Origin of the sequence: Hyphomicrobium denitrificans ATCC 51888 (assembly GCF_000143145.1) — a bacterium.
In the GTDB taxonomy this organism is placed as follows: domain Bacteria; phylum Pseudomonadota; class Alphaproteobacteria; order Rhizobiales; family Hyphomicrobiaceae; genus Hyphomicrobium_B; species Hyphomicrobium_B denitrificans.
The window spans coordinates 2542961-2559477 of record NC_014313.1 but is presented as its reverse complement, the minus strand read 5'-3'; the positions used below and the strand labels follow the sequence as shown (position 1 = coordinate 2559477).

Genomic DNA, 16517 nt, shown 5'->3' with positions numbered 1-16517 from the left:
CCCTGCGGCTGCCACGGATATCCGCTCTCTTGCGGTCCGCACCCGCAATGGCCATAGTCGATGCGAGCCCTGAAGTCTTTGAGACCCGATATGACCCAGACGACAAACAAACTGTTCGACGACTTTGCCAAGCTGATGACGGAAGCCGCTGGTGCGGCAGAGGGCGTCCGGCGCGAGACGGAAACCGTGATCAAGGGGCAGGCCGAGAAGTTTCTTCGCGACATGAATGTCGTGACGCGTGAGGATTTCGAGGCCGTGCGCGAAATGGCGCAAAAGGCGCGTCAGGAGAACGAAGCGCTCGCCGCCCGCATCGCCGCGCTCGAAGCCGCGATCGCCAAGCCGAAGACGGTCTGACGCATCCCGCCGTTCGGCGCTCCGCTGCATCCACAGATTAGACGGCGTTTTCTACAGTTCACTGCGCGACACGCATTGCAGACGCGCATATGCCCGCGCTTCGCCACTTTCACCGTGGACAAGGTTCGCGCGCCAAAGGCGTCAGCTTGCGACTCGTCGAGCCGTCTGGTTTTGTCCGGCGCAGCGAAAAACGGCGAATTTGCTGATTTGATAGAGCCGTTTCGCAAAACCCATTCGTCTCGCGGCAGACTGGAGATCGATACACATGGCAGTTGCGGAACAGAAAACTGACCGCGTCCTGAATCCGATCGATCTCATCGAGCAGCTTGCGAACGGCCATGATTGGCCACACGACCGCGCCAGCGACGAAGAAATGACCCTCATCGTTGCCGGGACCTGGGCCGACTATCACATCTCGATCAACTGGCGCGAAGACCTCGAGGCTTTGCATCTCGCCTGCGCCTTCGACTTCCGCGTTCCGGAAAATCGCCTGACGGAAATGTACCGGCTCGTCGCGCAGATCAACGAGCAGCTTTGGCTCGGCCACTTCGATCTCTGGACGCGGGAAGGCCTCGTCATGTTCCGCCACGCGCTGCTGCTCAACGGCGCGGTCGCGACGGTTGCCCAGTGCGAGGCCATGCTGAAAGCGGCGCTGGAAGGCTGCGAGCGCTATTACCAGGCCTTCCAGTTCGTCGTGTGGGCGGGTAAGGAGAGCCGTGAAGCCCTGGTTTCGACCATGTTCGAGACGCAGGGACAGGCTTAATCCGGGTGTTTCTCGCCCAAGGTATATCGCGTTATGTCCTTTAAACTGGATGGCCCGGTCGTGCTCGCCGGCGCCGGCAAGATGGGCGCCGCGCTGCTCGCGGGCTGGATCGCTCGCGGGCTTCAGCCTCGCGACGTCATCGTTCAGGAACCCAATCTCGCAGGCGACGCGGCCGAGCTGCAGCGTCAGCACGGCTTCAGCGCCGTGGCGAACCTTGAAGACTTGCCATCGCCGCCGTCCGTGATCGTCGTCGCGGTCAAGCCGCAGGCGATGGATTCGGTCTTTCCCGAGCTTGCTAAAAGCGCTGGGCCGGCGACGGTCGTGATGTCGATCGCGGCAGGCAAGTCGATCGCCAGCTTCGAGCGCCATCTGCCATCGGGAACGGCCGTCGTCCGCGCCATGCCGAACACGCCGGCAGCCATCGGTCGCGGTATCACGGGAGCCGTTGGCAACGCCCACGTCACCGAAGCGCAGAAGGATCTCTGCGCAAGCCTGCTGAGCGCGGCGGGCGAGGTGGTCTGGTTGAACGATGAAGCGTTGATCGATGCCGTGACCGCCGTGTCCGGATCAGGTCCGGCTTACATCTTCTTGCTCGCCGAAACCTTGGCGCGCGCAGGCGAGGCGGCTGGTCTCGACGCCGCGACGTCGATGCAACTCGCGCGCGCGACTGTTTCGGGCGCGGGCGAACTTCTGCATCGCTCGCAATCCGATCCGACGACGCTTCGGCAAAACGTGACCTCGCCCGGTGGAACGACGGCCGCGGCTTTGTCGGTCTTGATGCGGGAGAAGGGCGGTCTGCAGGACTTGCTGACCGAAGCCGTGCTGGCTGCAAAAAAACGAGGCCGCGAACTCGGAAGCTGACGGGGCTGGGTAGTCCGTCAAAATCCATGTTCGCGGCCGATTTCTCCCGAATGGGCTGGCGACCCACGGCGATCGGGATTTCGGATCCGGAGACTGAAGGCTTGGAGGACACCTTGCCGAAGTCGAAGAAACGCCAGAACCGATAAGCTGATGGTGTAATATCATAACATAACGGTCAACTCACAAGGCTGTGTTCCAGCCAGTGAAGAAACGTAAGACATTGAGTTAGTTAGAGTATTACTGTGGAAGCGAGATGATCGCGCGTAGTCCGCCGATTGAGCTCTGCCCGAGCGCAATTTCGCCGCCGTGGCTTTTCGCGATGTCGCGCGCGATGGCGAGCCCAAGGCCGCTGTTGCCTTCATCCTGATTGCGCGCGTGGTCGAGCCGGTAGAACGGCCGGAACACGTTCTCGCGCTCCGACTCCGGAATGCCGGGACCATTGTCGTCGACTTCGATCCGCACCCACTGCCCCTCGGGCGCGACGCGGATGATGATGTGATCGCCGAACCGTGCGGCGTTGGTGACGAGGTTCGTGATCGCGCGCTTCAGGGCCTGTCGCTTCAGCGGCAGCACGATATCGCCCTTGCTCTTGCGCACCTTGAGATCGATGGTCGCCGCGTAGATCGAAGCTTCGTCGACGATCTCCTGCAGTAGCTCCGGCAGATCCGTCGGCTTCGCCTCCTCGCCGCCGTCGCCCTTCGAGAAGGCGAGGTAATCCTCGAGCATGTGCTGCATCTCGTTGACGTCGGTCGAGAGCGCGCGCGTTTCCGGCGTATCCTCGAGCAGCGCGAGTTCCAGCTTGAATCGCGTCAACACCGTTCGGAGATCGTGACTGACGCCGGCCAGCATGGTCGTGCGCTGCTCGACGTGCTGCTTGATGCGGTCGCGCATTTGCAGAAACGCGACGGCGGCCTGCCGGACTTCGCGCGCGCCACGCGGCTTGAAGTCTTCCGAGATCGCGCGCCCCTTGCCGAATGCGTCGGCCGCATCGGCGAGACGCAGAATCGGACGGATCTGGTTGCGAAGGAACAGGATCGCAACGGTCAGCAGAATGACCGACGATCCGACCATCCACAGCAGGAAGATGTGCGAGTTCGAAGCATACGTCTGGCTGCGCGTCGCGACGAAGCGCAGGATGGCGTCGTCGCGCTTGACGCGGATTTCGACGTTCTGGGATTCCCCGACGGTATCAATCCAGAACGGCAGCTGCACATGCTTTCGAAGCTCATTCGACAGAGCCTTGTCGAGCAGACGGAAAAACGGCTTCGGTCCGGGCGGCGGCAGATCCCCCGGCGGCAGGATTTCCATTTTGAGGTTCAGCCTGTCGCGCGCGAGATCGACGATTTTCTGCGCGTTGTCGGCTTTCGGCAGATCGCTGTAGACATCGATCAACGCCGCGATATCGCGCGCCGTCGCCTCCGAAAGACGTCGCGTGACAGCCTGCCAATGGCGTTCCATGAACGCGAACGCGATGACGCCTTCGAGCACGACGATGGGCGTGATGATGATCAGCAGCGCCCGCGCATAAAGCCCTTTCGGCAGCATCTCACCGGCAATGTTGGTGAGACGCAGGACATGGGGATGCTCGCGGATGCGCCGGTAGAGCGACAGGTCCTTTTGGGAGTCGGGCGTCGTTTCGTTGATAACCGCCATCGCCGTTTCGATTTGCCTATGCTTTGGAGACGACGAAGCGCATCACGCGTCAATCGGTATAAAGAATATAGCCCTTGCCGCGAACCGTTTGCAGATAGACCGGGTTCGATGGGTCGGCCTCGATCTTGCGACGAAGACGGTTGATTTGCACATCGATCGCGCGTTCGCTGCCCGTGCTGTCGTCGCTCGAAAGCTCATGCCTGGGAACGGCGACGCCGATGCGCTGGGCAAACAGCCGCAACAGGTCGCGCTCGCGCTCGGTCAGCTTGATCGTATCGTCGTCGCGCCGGAGTTCGCCGCGCGTCGTGTTGAACACGCAGCCGCCCATGCGGATCTCGTCTCGCGTCGCGGTAGGCGTCTGGCCGCGCCGAAGAATGTTGCGCAGTCGAAGCAGCAACTCGCGCGGTTCGAACGGCTTCGAGACATAATCGTCGACGCCGGCTTCGAGACCCGAGATGCGATCCTCCGCATCGGCGAGCGCCGTCAGCATGCAGATCGGAACGGGGCGGGTCGCCTTGAGATCGCGCGCAAGGGTCAGGCCGCATTCGCCGGGCATCATCACGTCGAGCAGCACCAGGTCGAACGAAAGCCCGCGCATGAACGAACGCGCTGCGGCGGCATCCTGAGCTTCGGTGACGCGGAATCCGTTGCTCTTCAGAAAACGCCCGAGCAAGGCTCTGATCTTCTGGTCGTCGTCGACGACGAGAATGTGGGGAGCGTTATCAGCAAGCAGTTCGGCGCGATCCTGCATAACTGCACCTCTCATCCGTGGCTTTCGGTTTCCGCCGCAATGTCGGCGTGCGGGCCTTTGATCAAAACTTCAACGAGCGGGCGATCCTTTTCGGTAATCATAGCGAAAAGGAACTTGCGCGCGAGTTGATCCGCTCCGGGACCAAGCGTCGCGAGCGCTTCGGCAACGCGTTTGACCTGAATTTGTGTCAGTTTATCGGTCAAGCGCGTGCCTTTCGCCGACAGATAAAGCCGCCGCTCCCGCCGATCCTCGCTGCCGGCGCGCTGAATGACGAAGCCCTCGTCGATGAGCTGCTTCAGAACGCGCGCCAGCGACTGCTTGGTGATCTTCAGAATATCCAGCAATTCCGCGACTTTCAGGCCGGGATTGCGATGAATGAAATGCAGCACCCGATGATGCGCCCGGCCGAAGCCGTACTGTTCCAGCATCGTGTCGGGGTCGCGGGTGAAATCGCGGTAGGCGAAGTAGAACAATTCCACGCAGGAAATGATCTCGGGGTCGATGCCTTGCGCCCCGCCGTCAGGGGGGGCGCCGGCTGAGCCCCGGGCTTTTGCGCGACGGGCAGCGATGCCTTCAGAATTTATGTCAGTCATGTTGACTTATTGGTCCCAATCGTATTCTGTTTCAAGCCAAATCGCGGGATAGCAGCAGGTCTTGTGCCCTTGCGAGCGACGCGCCCAAGGACTAAGCGTCTTCCAAACGATCGGGCAGCCGCCGCACGCCACGAGGCCGCGGAACAGACGATAGCGCCGCGATTCCGCCAAACGATAATAACCAGCGAAGGACTCTGACGGGCATGGCCGACCTCGTTCCTTATCACGATCGCGATGGGCTGATCTGGATGGATGGGGCTTTGCTCCCCTGGCGCGACGTCAAGGTCCACGTCCTGACCCATGCCCTGCATTACGCCAGCGCGGTCTTCGAGGGCGAGCGTTCATATGAGGGTGAAATCTTCAAGCTCACCGAGCATTCCGAGCGCCTCGTCGAAAGCGCCAAGATCCTGGATTTCGACATTCCCTATTCGGTCGCCGAAATCGATCAGGCCTGCCGCGATACCGTCGCAGCCAACAAGCTGTCCGATTGCTACGTCCGGCCGCTCGCCTGGCGCGGCAGCGAGCAGATGGGCGTTTCCGCCCGCCAGACCAAGATTCATCTGATGGTCGCAGCGTGGAATTGGGGATCGTATTTCCCAATGGAGCAGCGCCTCAAAGGCATCCGCATCACGCATGCGCAATACCGCCGTCCCGATCCGGCCTGCGCGCCTGCGAAAGCCAAAGCCGCCGGTCTTTACATGATCTGCACCATCGAGAAGCACCGCGCCGAGCGTGCGGGATATTCCGACGCGCTGATGCTCGACTACCGCGGCCGCGTTGCCGAGTGCACCGGCGCCAACGTCTTCCTGATCAAAGACGGCGTCATCCACACGCCTGAGCCGGACTGCTTCCTCGACGGCATCACGCGCCGCACCGTCATCGACCTCGCGAAGGCGCGAGGCATCGAGGTCATCGCGCGCGCCATCATGCCCGAGGAACTCGGCAGCTTTACCGAATGCTTCATCACTGGCACGGCGGCGGAAATCACGCCGGTGTCCGAGATCGGCGAGCATCACTACAAGCCGGGCAAGATCACCGAAACGTTGCTCAATGATTACACGGAGCTCGTGAAACCGAAGAAGCGCGTAGCGGCCGAGTAACCACGCGCCCGTTTTCACCCGTCGCCATCTTGCACAGTCGCTCATATGGGCCGATGCTCGGTCCATGTGTGCAACGGGCGGTGCTCGGATGTCGAAAGTCCTGTCTGCTGTAATGCTCGCCTTCGTGGCCGTCTCGTTCGGCGGCGGAGGCTTGCGCGCTCAGGAAGGCCCGGGCGGCGCCATCAATCCCAACCGCGACTGCCAGACAATTCTCACATGCAACTTCCGCAAGGGCGGAAGCTGGCGCGGCTGCGTCTCATCCTATTCCTGTCGCAAGTGCGAATTCGTCCCCGCACCGTGTTCGATTGTCGGTGGAAAGAAACGCCGGCTCTGCCGTCAGCTCCAGTGCGATTGGAACGGTACGTAAGCTTCAGGGATGGAAAGCTGGAAGCCTAGTTGCGATCTCGCAGGATCAACGGCGCGCACACGATAGCGAGGAACACCGCAATCGTGACGCCGATAATAGCGGTCGTGAGAGCCGAAAGCGGACCGCTGATCCACATCGCGACGACATTGATCAGCACGCACCATACCGCTGCGGGCACGATCGAAGCGACGGCAAGCCCGATCAGTTGTGCACGGCTGACCTGCTGCCGTTTCTCCGGCGCAAATCTCGCAACTGCACTTGTCACGACGGCTCGCATTTTCGCGTGTGCTCCATTTGCAGCCAGAGCCCGATCCCCGATTAGCTTGAGTTTTTTAACTAAGCTAGGAACGCGCGATAAACTGCTGGTTAAAACTCACGAACAAATTGTACGAGACGTTGTCTCTATTGAAAAAAACCGGCGCACTTGTCTCTACTTTGGGTTTAACGCTCTCCGATGGTGGTTGTTTCCAATTCGGAGGCGAATCACCAAGCAAGCCTAACGCAGATTCTGGAATTCATCAGCTTGGGTACAATTAATGATCCCCGACATTTTTGACGTCGCGATAATCGGCGCCGGTCACAATGGTTTGACCAGCGCGGCCTATCTCGCAGGCGCGGGATTGCGAGTCGTCGTTCTCGAGCGCAATGGCGTTGTGGGCGGCGCCGCCGTGACCGAGGAATTTGCTCCGGGGTTTTCTAACTCAGTCGCCTCGTACACCGTCAGCCTACTCAATCCAAAAGTCATCGCCGATCTCGATCTGCATCGGCATGGCCTTGAAATCATCGAACGCCCTGCCGCGAATTTCTGGCCCGTGGACGATACGCGGTCGCTGCTTGTGCCGTACGATCCAGTCGCGCGCCGCAACGCATTCGCATCTTTCTCATCGAAGGATGCAGACCGGCTCGAGTCCTACGACAACGAACTCACACGCGCGGTCGACGTCTTGCGCGACCTCATCACACGCACGCCGCCGAACGCTGGCGGCGGCATTCTCGAATTGATCAAGGCCGGAACGATCGGCCGTCGGGTTCTCAATCTGTCGCTTGCCGATCAACGTCTCCTGCTCGAATTGTTCACGGCAAGCGCCGCCGATTTTCTCGATCGCCGCTTCGAGAATGAAACCGTTAAAGCGGCGTTTGCCTTCGACGGTATCGTCGGCGCCTATGCCGCGCCATCGACGCCGGGCACGGCCTACGTGCTGCTGCATCACTGCTTCGGAGAAGTGAACGGCAAGCCCGGACGTTGGGGTCACGCAAAGGGCGGCATGGGCGCCATCACGCAGGCGATGGCGCGGGCGGCGCAATCGCGAGGCGCGATCATTCGCGTCAATGCACCGGTCGAACGCGTGCTTGTCGAAAGAGGACGTGCGGCGGGACTCGTGCTGAAGTCAGGCGAGATCGTGAAAGCGCGCGCAGTCGCGGCCAATGTCGGACCGAAGCTTCTCTTCCGCGATCTCATCGCAGCCGGCGATGTCGATCCCGAAACGCGCGAAACGTTTCTCGCGATCAAGACAGGATCTGGAACGTTCAGGATGAACGTGGCGCTCGCGGAACTTCCGGATTTCACGAGCAGGCCAGGGAAAGATTTGGGTCCGCATCACGGCTCCGGCATCGTCATCGGTCCGACGCTTTCCTATCTCGAACGTGCCTATCTCGACGCCCGCACGTATGGCTGGTCGCGCGAGCCGGTCGTCGAAATGCTGATATCGTCAACGTTCGATCCATCGCTCGCGCCGCCCGGACGCCACGTCGCGAGCCTCTTCGTGCAGCACGTCGCGCCGAAGCTGCCCGACGGTCGAAGCTGGACGAATGCGCACGAGAGAGAAGCCTTCGCCGATCTCGTCATCGAGACGGTGACGCGGCATGCACCGAATTTCAAATCTTCCGTAGTGGGCCGCCAGGTGCTTTCACCGCTCGATCTCGAACAACGCTTCGGCCTCGTCGACGGCGACATCTTTCATGGACAGCTCGGCCTCGGGCAGCTCTTTTCGGCGCGCCCCGTTCTGGGCTATGGCAATTACCGGATGCCGCTGCCGGGCCTTTATCTGTGCGGGTCCGGCGCACATCCGGGAGGCGGTGTCACCGGCGTGCCGGGCATGAACGCCGCGCGGGAGATCGTCAAAGACATGAAGCGCTGGCGCTCGAAGAGGTGACGAGATGCACGTTGCGACGTGTGTGATTGCGAGTGTCGGCGGTCCTGATGCTGACGGTCTGACGGTCGCTGCGGCGGTCGAGGGGGCGTAGCGTGCGCATTACACCGGCGCTGGAGATCGACGAAGCCGAGATCGAGGAACGTTTCATTCGCGCCTCGGGACCTGGCGGACAGAACGTCAACAAGGTTTCGACCGCAGTCGAATTGCGCTTCAATCTCGCGGCCAACCGCTCGATCCCGGATTTCGCGCGCGGCAAGCTGAAGCGTCTCGCCGGGCGTCGCCTGACGACCGAAGGCATCCTCGTCATCCAGGCCGATCGTTTTCGAAGCCAGGATCAGAACCGGTCCGATGCGCGTGCGCGTCTGCAGGAACTGATCGTCGAGGCGCTCGAACGTCCCAAACCGCGCATCAAAACCAAGCCGTCACGCGGTGCGCGCGAGGAGCGCGTCAATTCCAAAACCGCGCGCGGCAAGGTCAAGAAAATGCGCAGCCGCAAAGTCGATTTCGATTGATCCGCACCAGACATTACAGCCGAAAGCGGATCGCTGACCTGCGCACGCGCGACCTCGCGCATGCCGATGGTAAGCGTTGTTCGCTTTGTTCGCCGCCCGTTCAGTTCCGGCGCGGCGCTCTCGCCAGAGAAATACTGTTATTTCAAAGGAGTTTACTGGTAGCGGGAGGCGGACTTGAACCGCCGACCTGCGGATTATGAGACCGCCGCTCTAACCACCTGAGCTATCCCGCCACACTGTCCGTCATGCGGACATCGAGCGCCCGTCTATAGGGAGCGTAATATCATCCTGTCAACCGGCGCTTCGCGCGCCGGCGACCGAAGTTGAAGTGATCAAACCATCTTACCGGATTCGGAGCGATCCGCGCCGTTTACTCGGCCGCAACCGGCTGCTCGGCAGCCGACGTCAGCTTGCGGAAGCGCATCATCGTGAACAAGCCCAGCGGACGCAGGGACTTGCGATCCACGAGCTCTAGGTCGTCGCACACCATCACGCGCGACACGTCGAACACCGAATGCCAGCCAACGAGATCGGCGAACGGCGCCATTTGCCGCTCGACCCAGCCGCGGACGCCTTGCTCCTGGCTGAAGTGGTTGACGAGCATGACTTCGCCGCCAGGCTTCGTCACGCGTGCCAGTTCCAGCATGACCTGCCGGGGATCGGGAACGACGGTGATGACATACATCGCAACGACGGAATCGAATGAATTGTCCGGGAAGCGAAGGCTGCCCGCGTCCATCTCGTACAGACCCGAGACGTTGACGAGCTGCTCGTTCTTGACGCGCTCACGCGCCTTTTCGAGCATCTCCGGCGCGAGGTCGATGCCGACGATGTCGAGATGCTTCTTGTAGGAGGGAAGTGACAGCCCGGTTCCGACGCCGACTTCGAGCACCCGTCCCGAGCCGCTGTTGATGATCTCGACCGCATGCCGGCGACCGGCTGTCGACACGGCTCCGAACGTGTAATCGTAAACCGGTGCCCAGCGGCGATAGGCATCGCGAACGGCGCCTTCATCGAGTTGAACGGCTTTTGGCTCGAACCGCCTTTTCGCAACACCGGCTTGAGCGCCAGCTGCGCGCCGAAAATCCGATCCGTTATCGCCCACCGCCTTCTCCATCACTGTGTAACGCGCGTCCCGACTATCTCGGCGCCTCGGCCAGAGTATGGCTTTGTGCGCGATAGTCCCCTTGATTTGCAGCTTTCACCGTCTTTGCGATCCAACCGCCGCCGAGCACGCGGGCTCCAGGCTCCTGGCTGGCATAAAACACGCAGGCTTGCCCGGTCGCAATACCTTCTTCCCCGTCGTGCAGCTCGACTTTGCCGCCCGTCTCGCCATCGGCCGTCACCAGCGCGGCGCGAAGCTTTTGCGAGGAGCGCATGCGCACGAAGAGTTCCAATCCGTTTCGGGCGCTTTCCGCGAACGAATTTTCCCCGAGCCAGTTGACGTCGCGCAAGATCAGTCCGGTCGTCGTCAGCGCCGAGCGCGGCCCGACCACGACTTCGTTTTTCGCTGCATCCAGCCGCACGACGTACAGCGGCTCTGCCGCTGGGATCTTGATGCCGCGCCGCTGACCAACGGTGTAATGGACGATGCCTTCGTGCCGCCCGAGCACGCGCCCGTCGAGATGAACGATGTTGCCGGCGTCGAGCGCATTCGGCTTCAGGCGTTCGATGACGTCCGTGTAGCGGCCCGTCGGAACGAAGCAGATATCCTGGCTGTCGGACTTGTCGGCGACCGGCAGATTGAACGAGCGCGCGAGATCGCGAACCTCGGACTTTTCCAGCGCACCGACCGGAAACCACAGCGCCGCAAGCTGCGCCTTGGTGATGCCGAACAGGAAATAGCTCTGATCGCGATCGGTATCGACGGCGCGCGCAAGCTCTGGTCCGTGCTCGGTATCGCGCCGCTGCACGTAGTGCCCCGTAACCAGCACCTCGGCACCGAGATCCTTTGCCGTTTCCAGCAAGTCGCGGAACTTGATTTCGTTATTGCAGGTGACGCACGGGATCGGCGTCTCACCGTGCACGTAACTCTCGGCGAATGACTCGATCACCTTCTGGGCGAAGCGGGCCTCATAATCGAGGACGTAATGCGGGATGCCGAGAGCATCAGCAACACGACGGGCGTCGTGGATGTCCTGGCCTGCACAGCAGCTGCCTTTGCGCCCGGTGGCGCTTCCATGATCGTAAAGCTGCAGCGTCACGCCGATGACGTCATGCCCGGCCGCCTTCATGATCGCAGCCGCAACCGAACTGTCGACACCGCCGGACATAGCGACGACGACGCGCTTCTTGGCACTCGGAACAGTGGCTGGCGTCTTAAAATCGGTCATCTGAGGTGGCAAAAAACCCTAAACTGCTGACAAACGGCAATGCCAGGGCCGGAGCCAGGATCTAGCCCCGGCGCGGGCGGGCATCAAAAGACCAAATGTATTCAGCGAGTTATCTTGGTCTTGGCGGCAAAACTCGTCGGATCTTGCCACACACTCTAATTCCTTAGTTCATTAAATGGGTGTCCTGCAAGTCGGCGGCAAGCATTTAACCGGACTGGCCCGGTATTCGCTGTGAGCGGTCGAGGTTAGCGGCGTGACTCGATCCGGAACGGTGAGGAACGCGCCGAAGTTTAACCACGTTGAATTGGCACGTCTATTTAAGCACTGTTCACTCAAGGGCTTAGTGCTAATTTAATGGCAACCCGCTATAAGTATCCCCTGTGGTCAGAGAGTGTGTATCGAGTATCATGACCGAACAACAGATGAGAGCGCGCGGGCGCTACGTGATCGGACCCGATGGGTCGCCGCTCACGGTCGCCGATCTTCCCCCGCGGGACACCAAGCGATGGGTGATCCGTCGCAAAGCCGAAGTCGTCGCCGCCGTGCGCGGTGGCCTTCTCAGCATTGAGGAGGCATGCGAGCGATATACGTTGACCGTCGACGAATTCCTGTCGTGGCAGCGTTCCATCGACAAGCATGGGCTTCCGGGTCTGCGCGCCACGCGCTTGCAGGACTATCGAGAGTAGTCGCGACGAGCGATCGATGATGCGAGGGGCCGATCCGTCGGCCGCTCCGCATACTCGCGCCGGCAGGTCCGCTGATGTTTCAGCTAAGGACTTGCGGTCGCTTTGGCTTGCGCCGGAGCAGCGATCGCCTTTGGTTTTGAGCTGTCTTTCGGCTTGGCCCCAGGCTTCTTGCTCGTTTTGGCTTTCGCCACCGGTGCTGCGTCAGCGATCGGCTGCGGAGCCGATGGCGTCCAGCCCGCGACGGCCGACGACGAACTGCATCCGCTCTCGCCTTTGGTCCAGCGCGTAATGTCGCCGGTCATGGCGGACGCGAAGGCGTCCGTCATTTTCATGTTTTCAACCCTGACGGTTGCCGACGTATCGCCGGTCGGATCGATGTCGACGCGGTAGGCTTTCGGGCCGCGCGGATTGGCCTGCGTCGGATCGCGACGATGGATGACGATCTCAGCTTTACCGCCGCGTGACGGCGGCGCTGCCGTCGCGTGATAGACGTAATCCGGCTTCAACGGTCCACCGACGGCAAACCAGCATTTCATCGCACCGGTCGCGACGCGCGAATAGATATCCGTCGCCGATCCGCCCTCGCCACCGATCTGATCGACGACAGTACCTGCGTCCTGCGCAGCCCCCGGTGCGGACGCCGGTCGCGGGGGAGTTCCCTCAGCCGAGGCAGCTTCCACGGACGGTGCGCTCGGCAGGCTGAGCGTCGGCAATTGCGGTGCGCTTCCGGCGCATCCCGAAAGAAGCACGCCGGTGATGAGTGCAAGCAGCGCCTTGGATAAGCAACTGTCCGCCATTGTGCTCCGCTGGATGACGCGCACGAGAAGCCCTGATGAGGGATCGACTGAGAACCCCTTTGCCCGGCAAGCGTCCATCCGGCAAGAGGGTTACCCACCGGCCAAACGGCGCGATCAGGAATGGACACAAGAAAAAGACGGCGCCTTTCGGGCGCCGTCTGCTTTCGCTCGTGTCTGTGATTTGCCGGATACGGATGATTCGCTGGCCGTCTAGCGCAGCGCGCTCAATCCGAACGGTCTTTCCCGGCGCCCGCGCGGATCGTGCTGACCCTCGATCTGCTGGCTGGCGCGGGAAAACTGTTCCATCGTGTCGTCGCGTTCGCGGACGGCAGCGGCGAGCTTCTCGCGCAGACCTTCCGTCGACTGCCGGAGGTTGTCGCGGCGAAGCGCTGCAGCCTTGGCGAATGTCGAATACGAAAAATGTCCCCGGTCGCGAACGCCGGTTCGGTCTTCTTCGAGTTGGATCTGCCGCTCCAGATCGGACGCCATCTGATCGAATTCGCGAATGATTCTTTCGAGATCCTCGACCTTCCTCGATTTCTCCTCGACCTCGCGACGCTTGAGGAGAATGGTCGTTTCACGTGATTTCATCGTTCGATACCCTGCACACATTCGAACTTACGTGGCCGATCAATCAAAAAACGTGCCAAAGGCGCGAAAAGATTTCGTGGCCGAAGCAACATGAACATCAGCGGTAATCGCGACACGTTAACCGCGTTGCATCGCCTCGTTGCTACTTCAATACTAGATGTAACATGTTACGCTTAAGTTGCGGTAAAGCAACGCGTAACCTTTTCTGACGTACCGTCCCGTTCAGGGGCAGATTTTCGCCATAAGCAATCTAGGGGCTGGCTGCGAATTCTGTTAGCTCTTGATTCGAACCGAATGCGGGTCGCAAGGCGGTCGAGAAACAAGCCGGAAGGGTGGGCGCCCGGACGGCAGGTTTCCGCGGCGGGATCTGTTAGGCGGTCGAGAGGGGCGCAGTTCTAATATTTAGATATTTTGGCGGGCCATCTTTGGCGCGAACGGGCACCTGTGTCCGCGAAGCGAGAACGATGTTCCGTCCCCGAAGGCCAAAAGCGGTCTGGATATGCCGTTAATACACGGCAGCACCCATTCTGCAGAAATGGCTAACGCGGAATTAGGGTTTGTTAACCTCTCGTCGCTAACTTCCTAACGATCGCTTAGCTCGAACTGTAGTGCGTTTCTTTGGGCGAACAAGCAGACATGGCGCGGAGTCATTGGATAGGGCACCAGAGGAACGGTCATGAGGGTTCTACTCATAGAAGACGACAGCGCTACGGCGCAAAGCATCGAGCTGATGCTTCAATCTGAAGGTTTTAACGTTTACACGACCGACCTCGGCGAAGAGGGTGTCGATCTCGGTAAGCTTTACGACTACGATATTATTCTTCTCGATTTGAATTTGCCGGACATGAGCGGCTATGAGGTTCTGAAGACACTCCGTGTCTCGAAAGTCTCAACGCCGATCCTGATCCTGTCGGGCCTCGCCGGCATCGACGACAAGGTTCGCGGCCTCGGCTTCGGCGCCGATGACTATATGACGAAGCCGTTCCACAAGGACGAGCTCGTCGCCCGCATCCAGGCGATTGTCCGCCGTTCGAAGGGCCATGCCCAGTCGATCATCGAAACGGGCGATCTGCGCGTCAACCTCGACACCAAGACGGTCGACGTCAACGGCCAGCGCGTGCATCTGACGGGCAAGGAATACCAGATGCTGGAGCTTCTCTCGCTCCGCAAGGGTACCACGCTCACGAAGGAGATGTTCCTCAACCATCTCTACGGCGGCATGGACGAGCCTGAACTGAAGATCATCGACGTGTTCATCTGCAAGCTGCGCAAGAAACTGCAGACGGCAACCGGCGGCAAGCACTACATCGAGACGGTCTGGGGCCGTGGCTACGTGCTGCGCGATCCGGGACACGAAGGTTCGGAAGCCGCATAAAACCGCGCGCTGGCCCTCTCCAAAACTCTATCCACGCGTACAGGGGCCATGATGGCCCCTGTGGTGTTTTTGGATGCCGCCGACATCAGCGCCGCGATCGGCGAACCTTATTTCAGGGGCGCCGCGGATTCTGACGGCGTTGCGCCAAATCGATAATTGATCGAGAGACGCCCTGTCTGAATTTCCGGATCGAACTTCGTCGACACGATCTCGTTGATCTCGGGCAGATCGTTCGGAAGCAGTTTCACCGTCTCGCTGCCGAGATCGATGTAGCGATACTCGGCCTTGAGAGAGAGCGAGTCGTTCAAGCGCGTTTCGATACCGCCGCCGATGAACCCGCCGCTCAAGCGCCGCCCGGATATGAGCGTCGTTCCGCCGCCTGCGACCGTCTCGCCGTCGACGCTGATGCCGAGCGCGAGGTTCGTGTCGTCGGCTTCGACGTTGGCGTAACCGCCGCTGAGGAACAGCAGCGTGTCCGGGCGTGCCAGATAGCCGATGCGGCCGCCGACCATGAGCATGTTCTTCAACTGCGTTTTGGTGCCGGCGCGGATTTCCGCATCTTCGTCGATAGCAAATGACAGGCTGTTGCTCTGCTTCAGATGCGAATAGTCGGCATCGCCGAACGCGCCGATCACGAAGCGCGGGCTGATCTGGTAATCGTAACCGGCCGTGGCGAACAGAATGCCGCCGTCGTGTCCGAAGGGAATTCCCGCGCTGAAAATGGAACCGGGCTCGGAAGAGCGATCGCTGAGTTCCAGCGTGTTCTTGGCGACTCCATAGCCCCCGCCGACGCCGAGGTATGCACCGGTCCAGCTGCTGGTGACCGGCGGAATGGAATCGTCTGGCGCTTCCGTCTTGCCGTCGCCGAAGCGATAGTTCAGCGAAATACGGCCTGTTTGGATCTGCGGCTTGATCGATCCCGTGATGAACTCGTCCGCGCCTGAGCCCGGCAGGATATCGAGCCTCTCCGCTTGCAGTGACGTGTAGCGATACTCTGCCTTGATGCTGAAACCGTTCGAGATCAGCGTTTCGACACCGCCGCCGAGGAAATACCCGTCAAAGCTTCCCACGCCCGCAAGCGTGCCGCCGCCCGAGCCACCGCCGATATTGAGGTTGGCTTTGATGTCGCTTGATTCGGCGTGTGCGTATCCGAACGTCGAAAAGAACAGCGTCGTCGGCGCGATGAGATAGCCGATGCGTCCGCCGATCGAGAGCTGATTCTCGATCTTGAATTTGATGTTTGCATCGATTTCGCCAAGCTCGCTGCCGGCGCCGATGTTCGTGCTGATGTCGGAGAAGTCGTAGTCGATGAAAGCGCCGACAACCAACGGTCCGAACAGGACATGATCATACCCGGCGCTGAGCGTTGCAAAGCCGCCCGATCCGCCGAAGCCATTGATACCGATGTTCGCGTCGATGAATGACGAGATCGCGGGCCCGGTGCCCAGATTGAGATCGTTCTTCGTCATGCCGTAGCCGCCGCCCACGCCGAGCGAAATACCTTCCCAGTCATTGGCGGAAGCCGGAGTGGCAAAAGCCGAAGCCGACACCGCGGCGCTCGACGCAACAAGCAACCCTGCGAATATTTTTTTCATGGGTCCCCGCCATATTAATAAATTGGTTGTGCT

17 protein-coding genes and 1 tRNA gene are annotated in these 16517 nt (G+C 60.7%); 8 read left to right on the top strand and 10 right to left on the bottom strand.

Annotated elements, in window-relative coordinates:
• Positions 1–90: 90 nt before the first annotated feature.
• From HDEN_RS12345 to proC, 3 genes are all read left to right on the top strand, one after another.
• Entirely contained in the window at positions 91–354 is a 264-nt protein-coding gene (locus HDEN_RS12345) for an accessory factor UbiK family protein (protein WP_013216457.1), read from the top strand.
• Positions 355–619: 265 nt separating this feature from the next.
• Positions 620–1117, top strand: a complete 498-nt coding sequence (locus HDEN_RS12340) for a type III secretion system chaperone family protein (RefSeq protein ID WP_013216456.1) — start codon at positions 620–622, stop codon at positions 1115–1117.
• Between the two features lie 33 nt (positions 1118–1150).
• Positions 1151–1978: a pyrroline-5-carboxylate reductase gene (proC, locus tag HDEN_RS12335; RefSeq protein ID WP_013216455.1), complete on the top strand. Its 828-nt coding sequence runs from the start codon at positions 1151–1153 to the stop codon at positions 1976–1978.
• Between the two features lie 237 nt (positions 1979–2215).
• Here the strand turns inward: proC and HDEN_RS12330 are convergent, their stop codons facing one another.
• From HDEN_RS12330 to HDEN_RS12320, 3 genes are read right to left on the bottom strand one after another with little or no spacing between them, the layout of a single operon-like run.
• On the bottom strand, positions 2216–3631 hold the full coding sequence (locus tag HDEN_RS12330) for an ATP-binding protein (protein ID WP_013216454.1): 1416 nt from the start codon (positions 3629–3631) through the stop codon (positions 2216–2218).
• A gap of 49 nt (positions 3632–3680) precedes the next feature.
• Positions 3681–4397 (bottom strand): response regulator transcription factor, encoded by a 717-nt coding sequence (locus tag HDEN_RS12325; protein ID WP_150103258.1) that lies wholly within the window; start codon positions 4395–4397, stop codon positions 3681–3683.
• The gene (locus HDEN_RS12320) at positions 4394–4975 is read right to left on the bottom strand and encodes a MarR family winged helix-turn-helix transcriptional regulator (protein ID WP_013216452.1); all 582 of its coding nucleotides are present in this window, start codon (positions 4973–4975) and stop codon (positions 4394–4396) included. The genes HDEN_RS12325 and HDEN_RS12320 overlap by 4 nt, the downstream gene beginning before the upstream one ends.
• A 203-nt stretch (positions 4976–5178) precedes the next feature.
• Here HDEN_RS12320 and HDEN_RS12315 point away from each other — a divergent pair, with 203 nt between their 5' ends.
• Complete coding sequence (locus HDEN_RS12315) at positions 5179–6075, top strand: branched-chain amino acid aminotransferase (protein ID WP_013216451.1); 897 nt, start codon at positions 5179–5181, stop codon at positions 6073–6075.
• Positions 6076–6467: 392 nt separating this feature from the next.
• On the opposite strand, the gene HDEN_RS12305 is transcribed toward HDEN_RS12315, so the two are convergent.
• Positions 6468–6719 (bottom strand): hypothetical protein, encoded by a 252-nt coding sequence (locus HDEN_RS12305; RefSeq protein ID WP_013216449.1) that lies wholly within the window; start codon positions 6717–6719, stop codon positions 6468–6470.
• 259 nt (positions 6720–6978) lie between these two features.
• On the opposite strand from HDEN_RS12305, the gene HDEN_RS12300 reads away from it, so the two are divergent.
• The gene (locus HDEN_RS12300; RefSeq protein ID WP_013216448.1) at positions 6979–8595 is read left to right on the top strand and encodes a phytoene desaturase family protein; all 1617 of its coding nucleotides are present in this window, start codon (positions 6979–6981) and stop codon (positions 8593–8595) included.
• A gap of 92 nt (positions 8596–8687) precedes the next feature.
• A complete protein-coding gene (arfB, locus tag HDEN_RS12295) occupies positions 8688–9107 on the top strand; it encodes an alternative ribosome rescue aminoacyl-tRNA hydrolase ArfB (RefSeq protein ID WP_013216447.1) in 420 nt (139 codons plus the stop codon).
• Positions 9108–9263: 156 nt separating this feature from the next.
• On the opposite strand, the gene HDEN_RS12290 is transcribed toward arfB, so the two are convergent.
• The 3 genes from HDEN_RS12290 to mnmA form a co-directional block, all read right to left on the bottom strand.
• Positions 9264–9340: transfer RNA gene (locus tag HDEN_RS12290), tRNA-Met, on the bottom strand.
• Positions 9341–9477: 137 nt separating this feature from the next.
• Entirely contained in the window at positions 9478–10212 is a 735-nt protein-coding gene (locus HDEN_RS12285) for a class I SAM-dependent methyltransferase (RefSeq protein ID WP_013216446.1), read from the bottom strand.
• Positions 10213–10246: 34 nt separating this feature from the next.
• Positions 10247–11440: a tRNA 2-thiouridine(34) synthase MnmA gene (mnmA, locus tag HDEN_RS12280; protein WP_013216445.1), complete on the bottom strand. Its 1194-nt coding sequence runs from the start codon at positions 11438–11440 to the stop codon at positions 10247–10249.
• A 407-nt stretch (positions 11441–11847) separates the two neighbouring features.
• Here mnmA and sciP point away from each other — a divergent pair, with 407 nt between their 5' ends.
• Positions 11848–12126, top strand: coding sequence for a CtrA inhibitor SciP (gene sciP, locus HDEN_RS12275; RefSeq protein ID WP_013216444.1), 279 nt, complete (start codon positions 11848–11850; stop codon positions 12124–12126).
• Between the two features lie 83 nt (positions 12127–12209).
• Here sciP and HDEN_RS12270 read toward each other — a convergent pair whose 3' ends face one another.
• Positions 12210–12923: a hypothetical protein gene (locus HDEN_RS12270; RefSeq protein WP_013216443.1), complete on the bottom strand. Its 714-nt coding sequence runs from the start codon at positions 12921–12923 to the stop codon at positions 12210–12212.
• A 210-nt stretch (positions 12924–13133) separates the two neighbouring features.
• Positions 13134–13514: a hypothetical protein gene (locus HDEN_RS12265; protein ID WP_013216442.1), complete on the bottom strand. Its 381-nt coding sequence runs from the start codon at positions 13512–13514 to the stop codon at positions 13134–13136.
• Positions 13515–14190: 676 nt separating this feature from the next.
• On the opposite strand from HDEN_RS12265, the gene ctrA reads away from it, so the two are divergent.
• Positions 14191–14889 carry a response regulator transcription factor CtrA gene (ctrA, locus tag HDEN_RS12260; protein ID WP_013216441.1) on the top strand — a complete coding sequence of 233 codons (699 nt, stop codon included), beginning with the start codon at positions 14191–14193 and terminating at the stop codon, positions 14887–14889.
• A 107-nt stretch (positions 14890–14996) separates the two neighbouring features.
• Here ctrA and HDEN_RS12255 read toward each other — a convergent pair whose 3' ends face one another.
• A complete protein-coding gene (locus HDEN_RS12255) occupies positions 14997–16484 on the bottom strand; it encodes an outer membrane protein (protein WP_013216439.1) in 1488 nt (495 codons plus the stop codon).
• Positions 16485–16517: the final 33 nt, after the last annotated feature.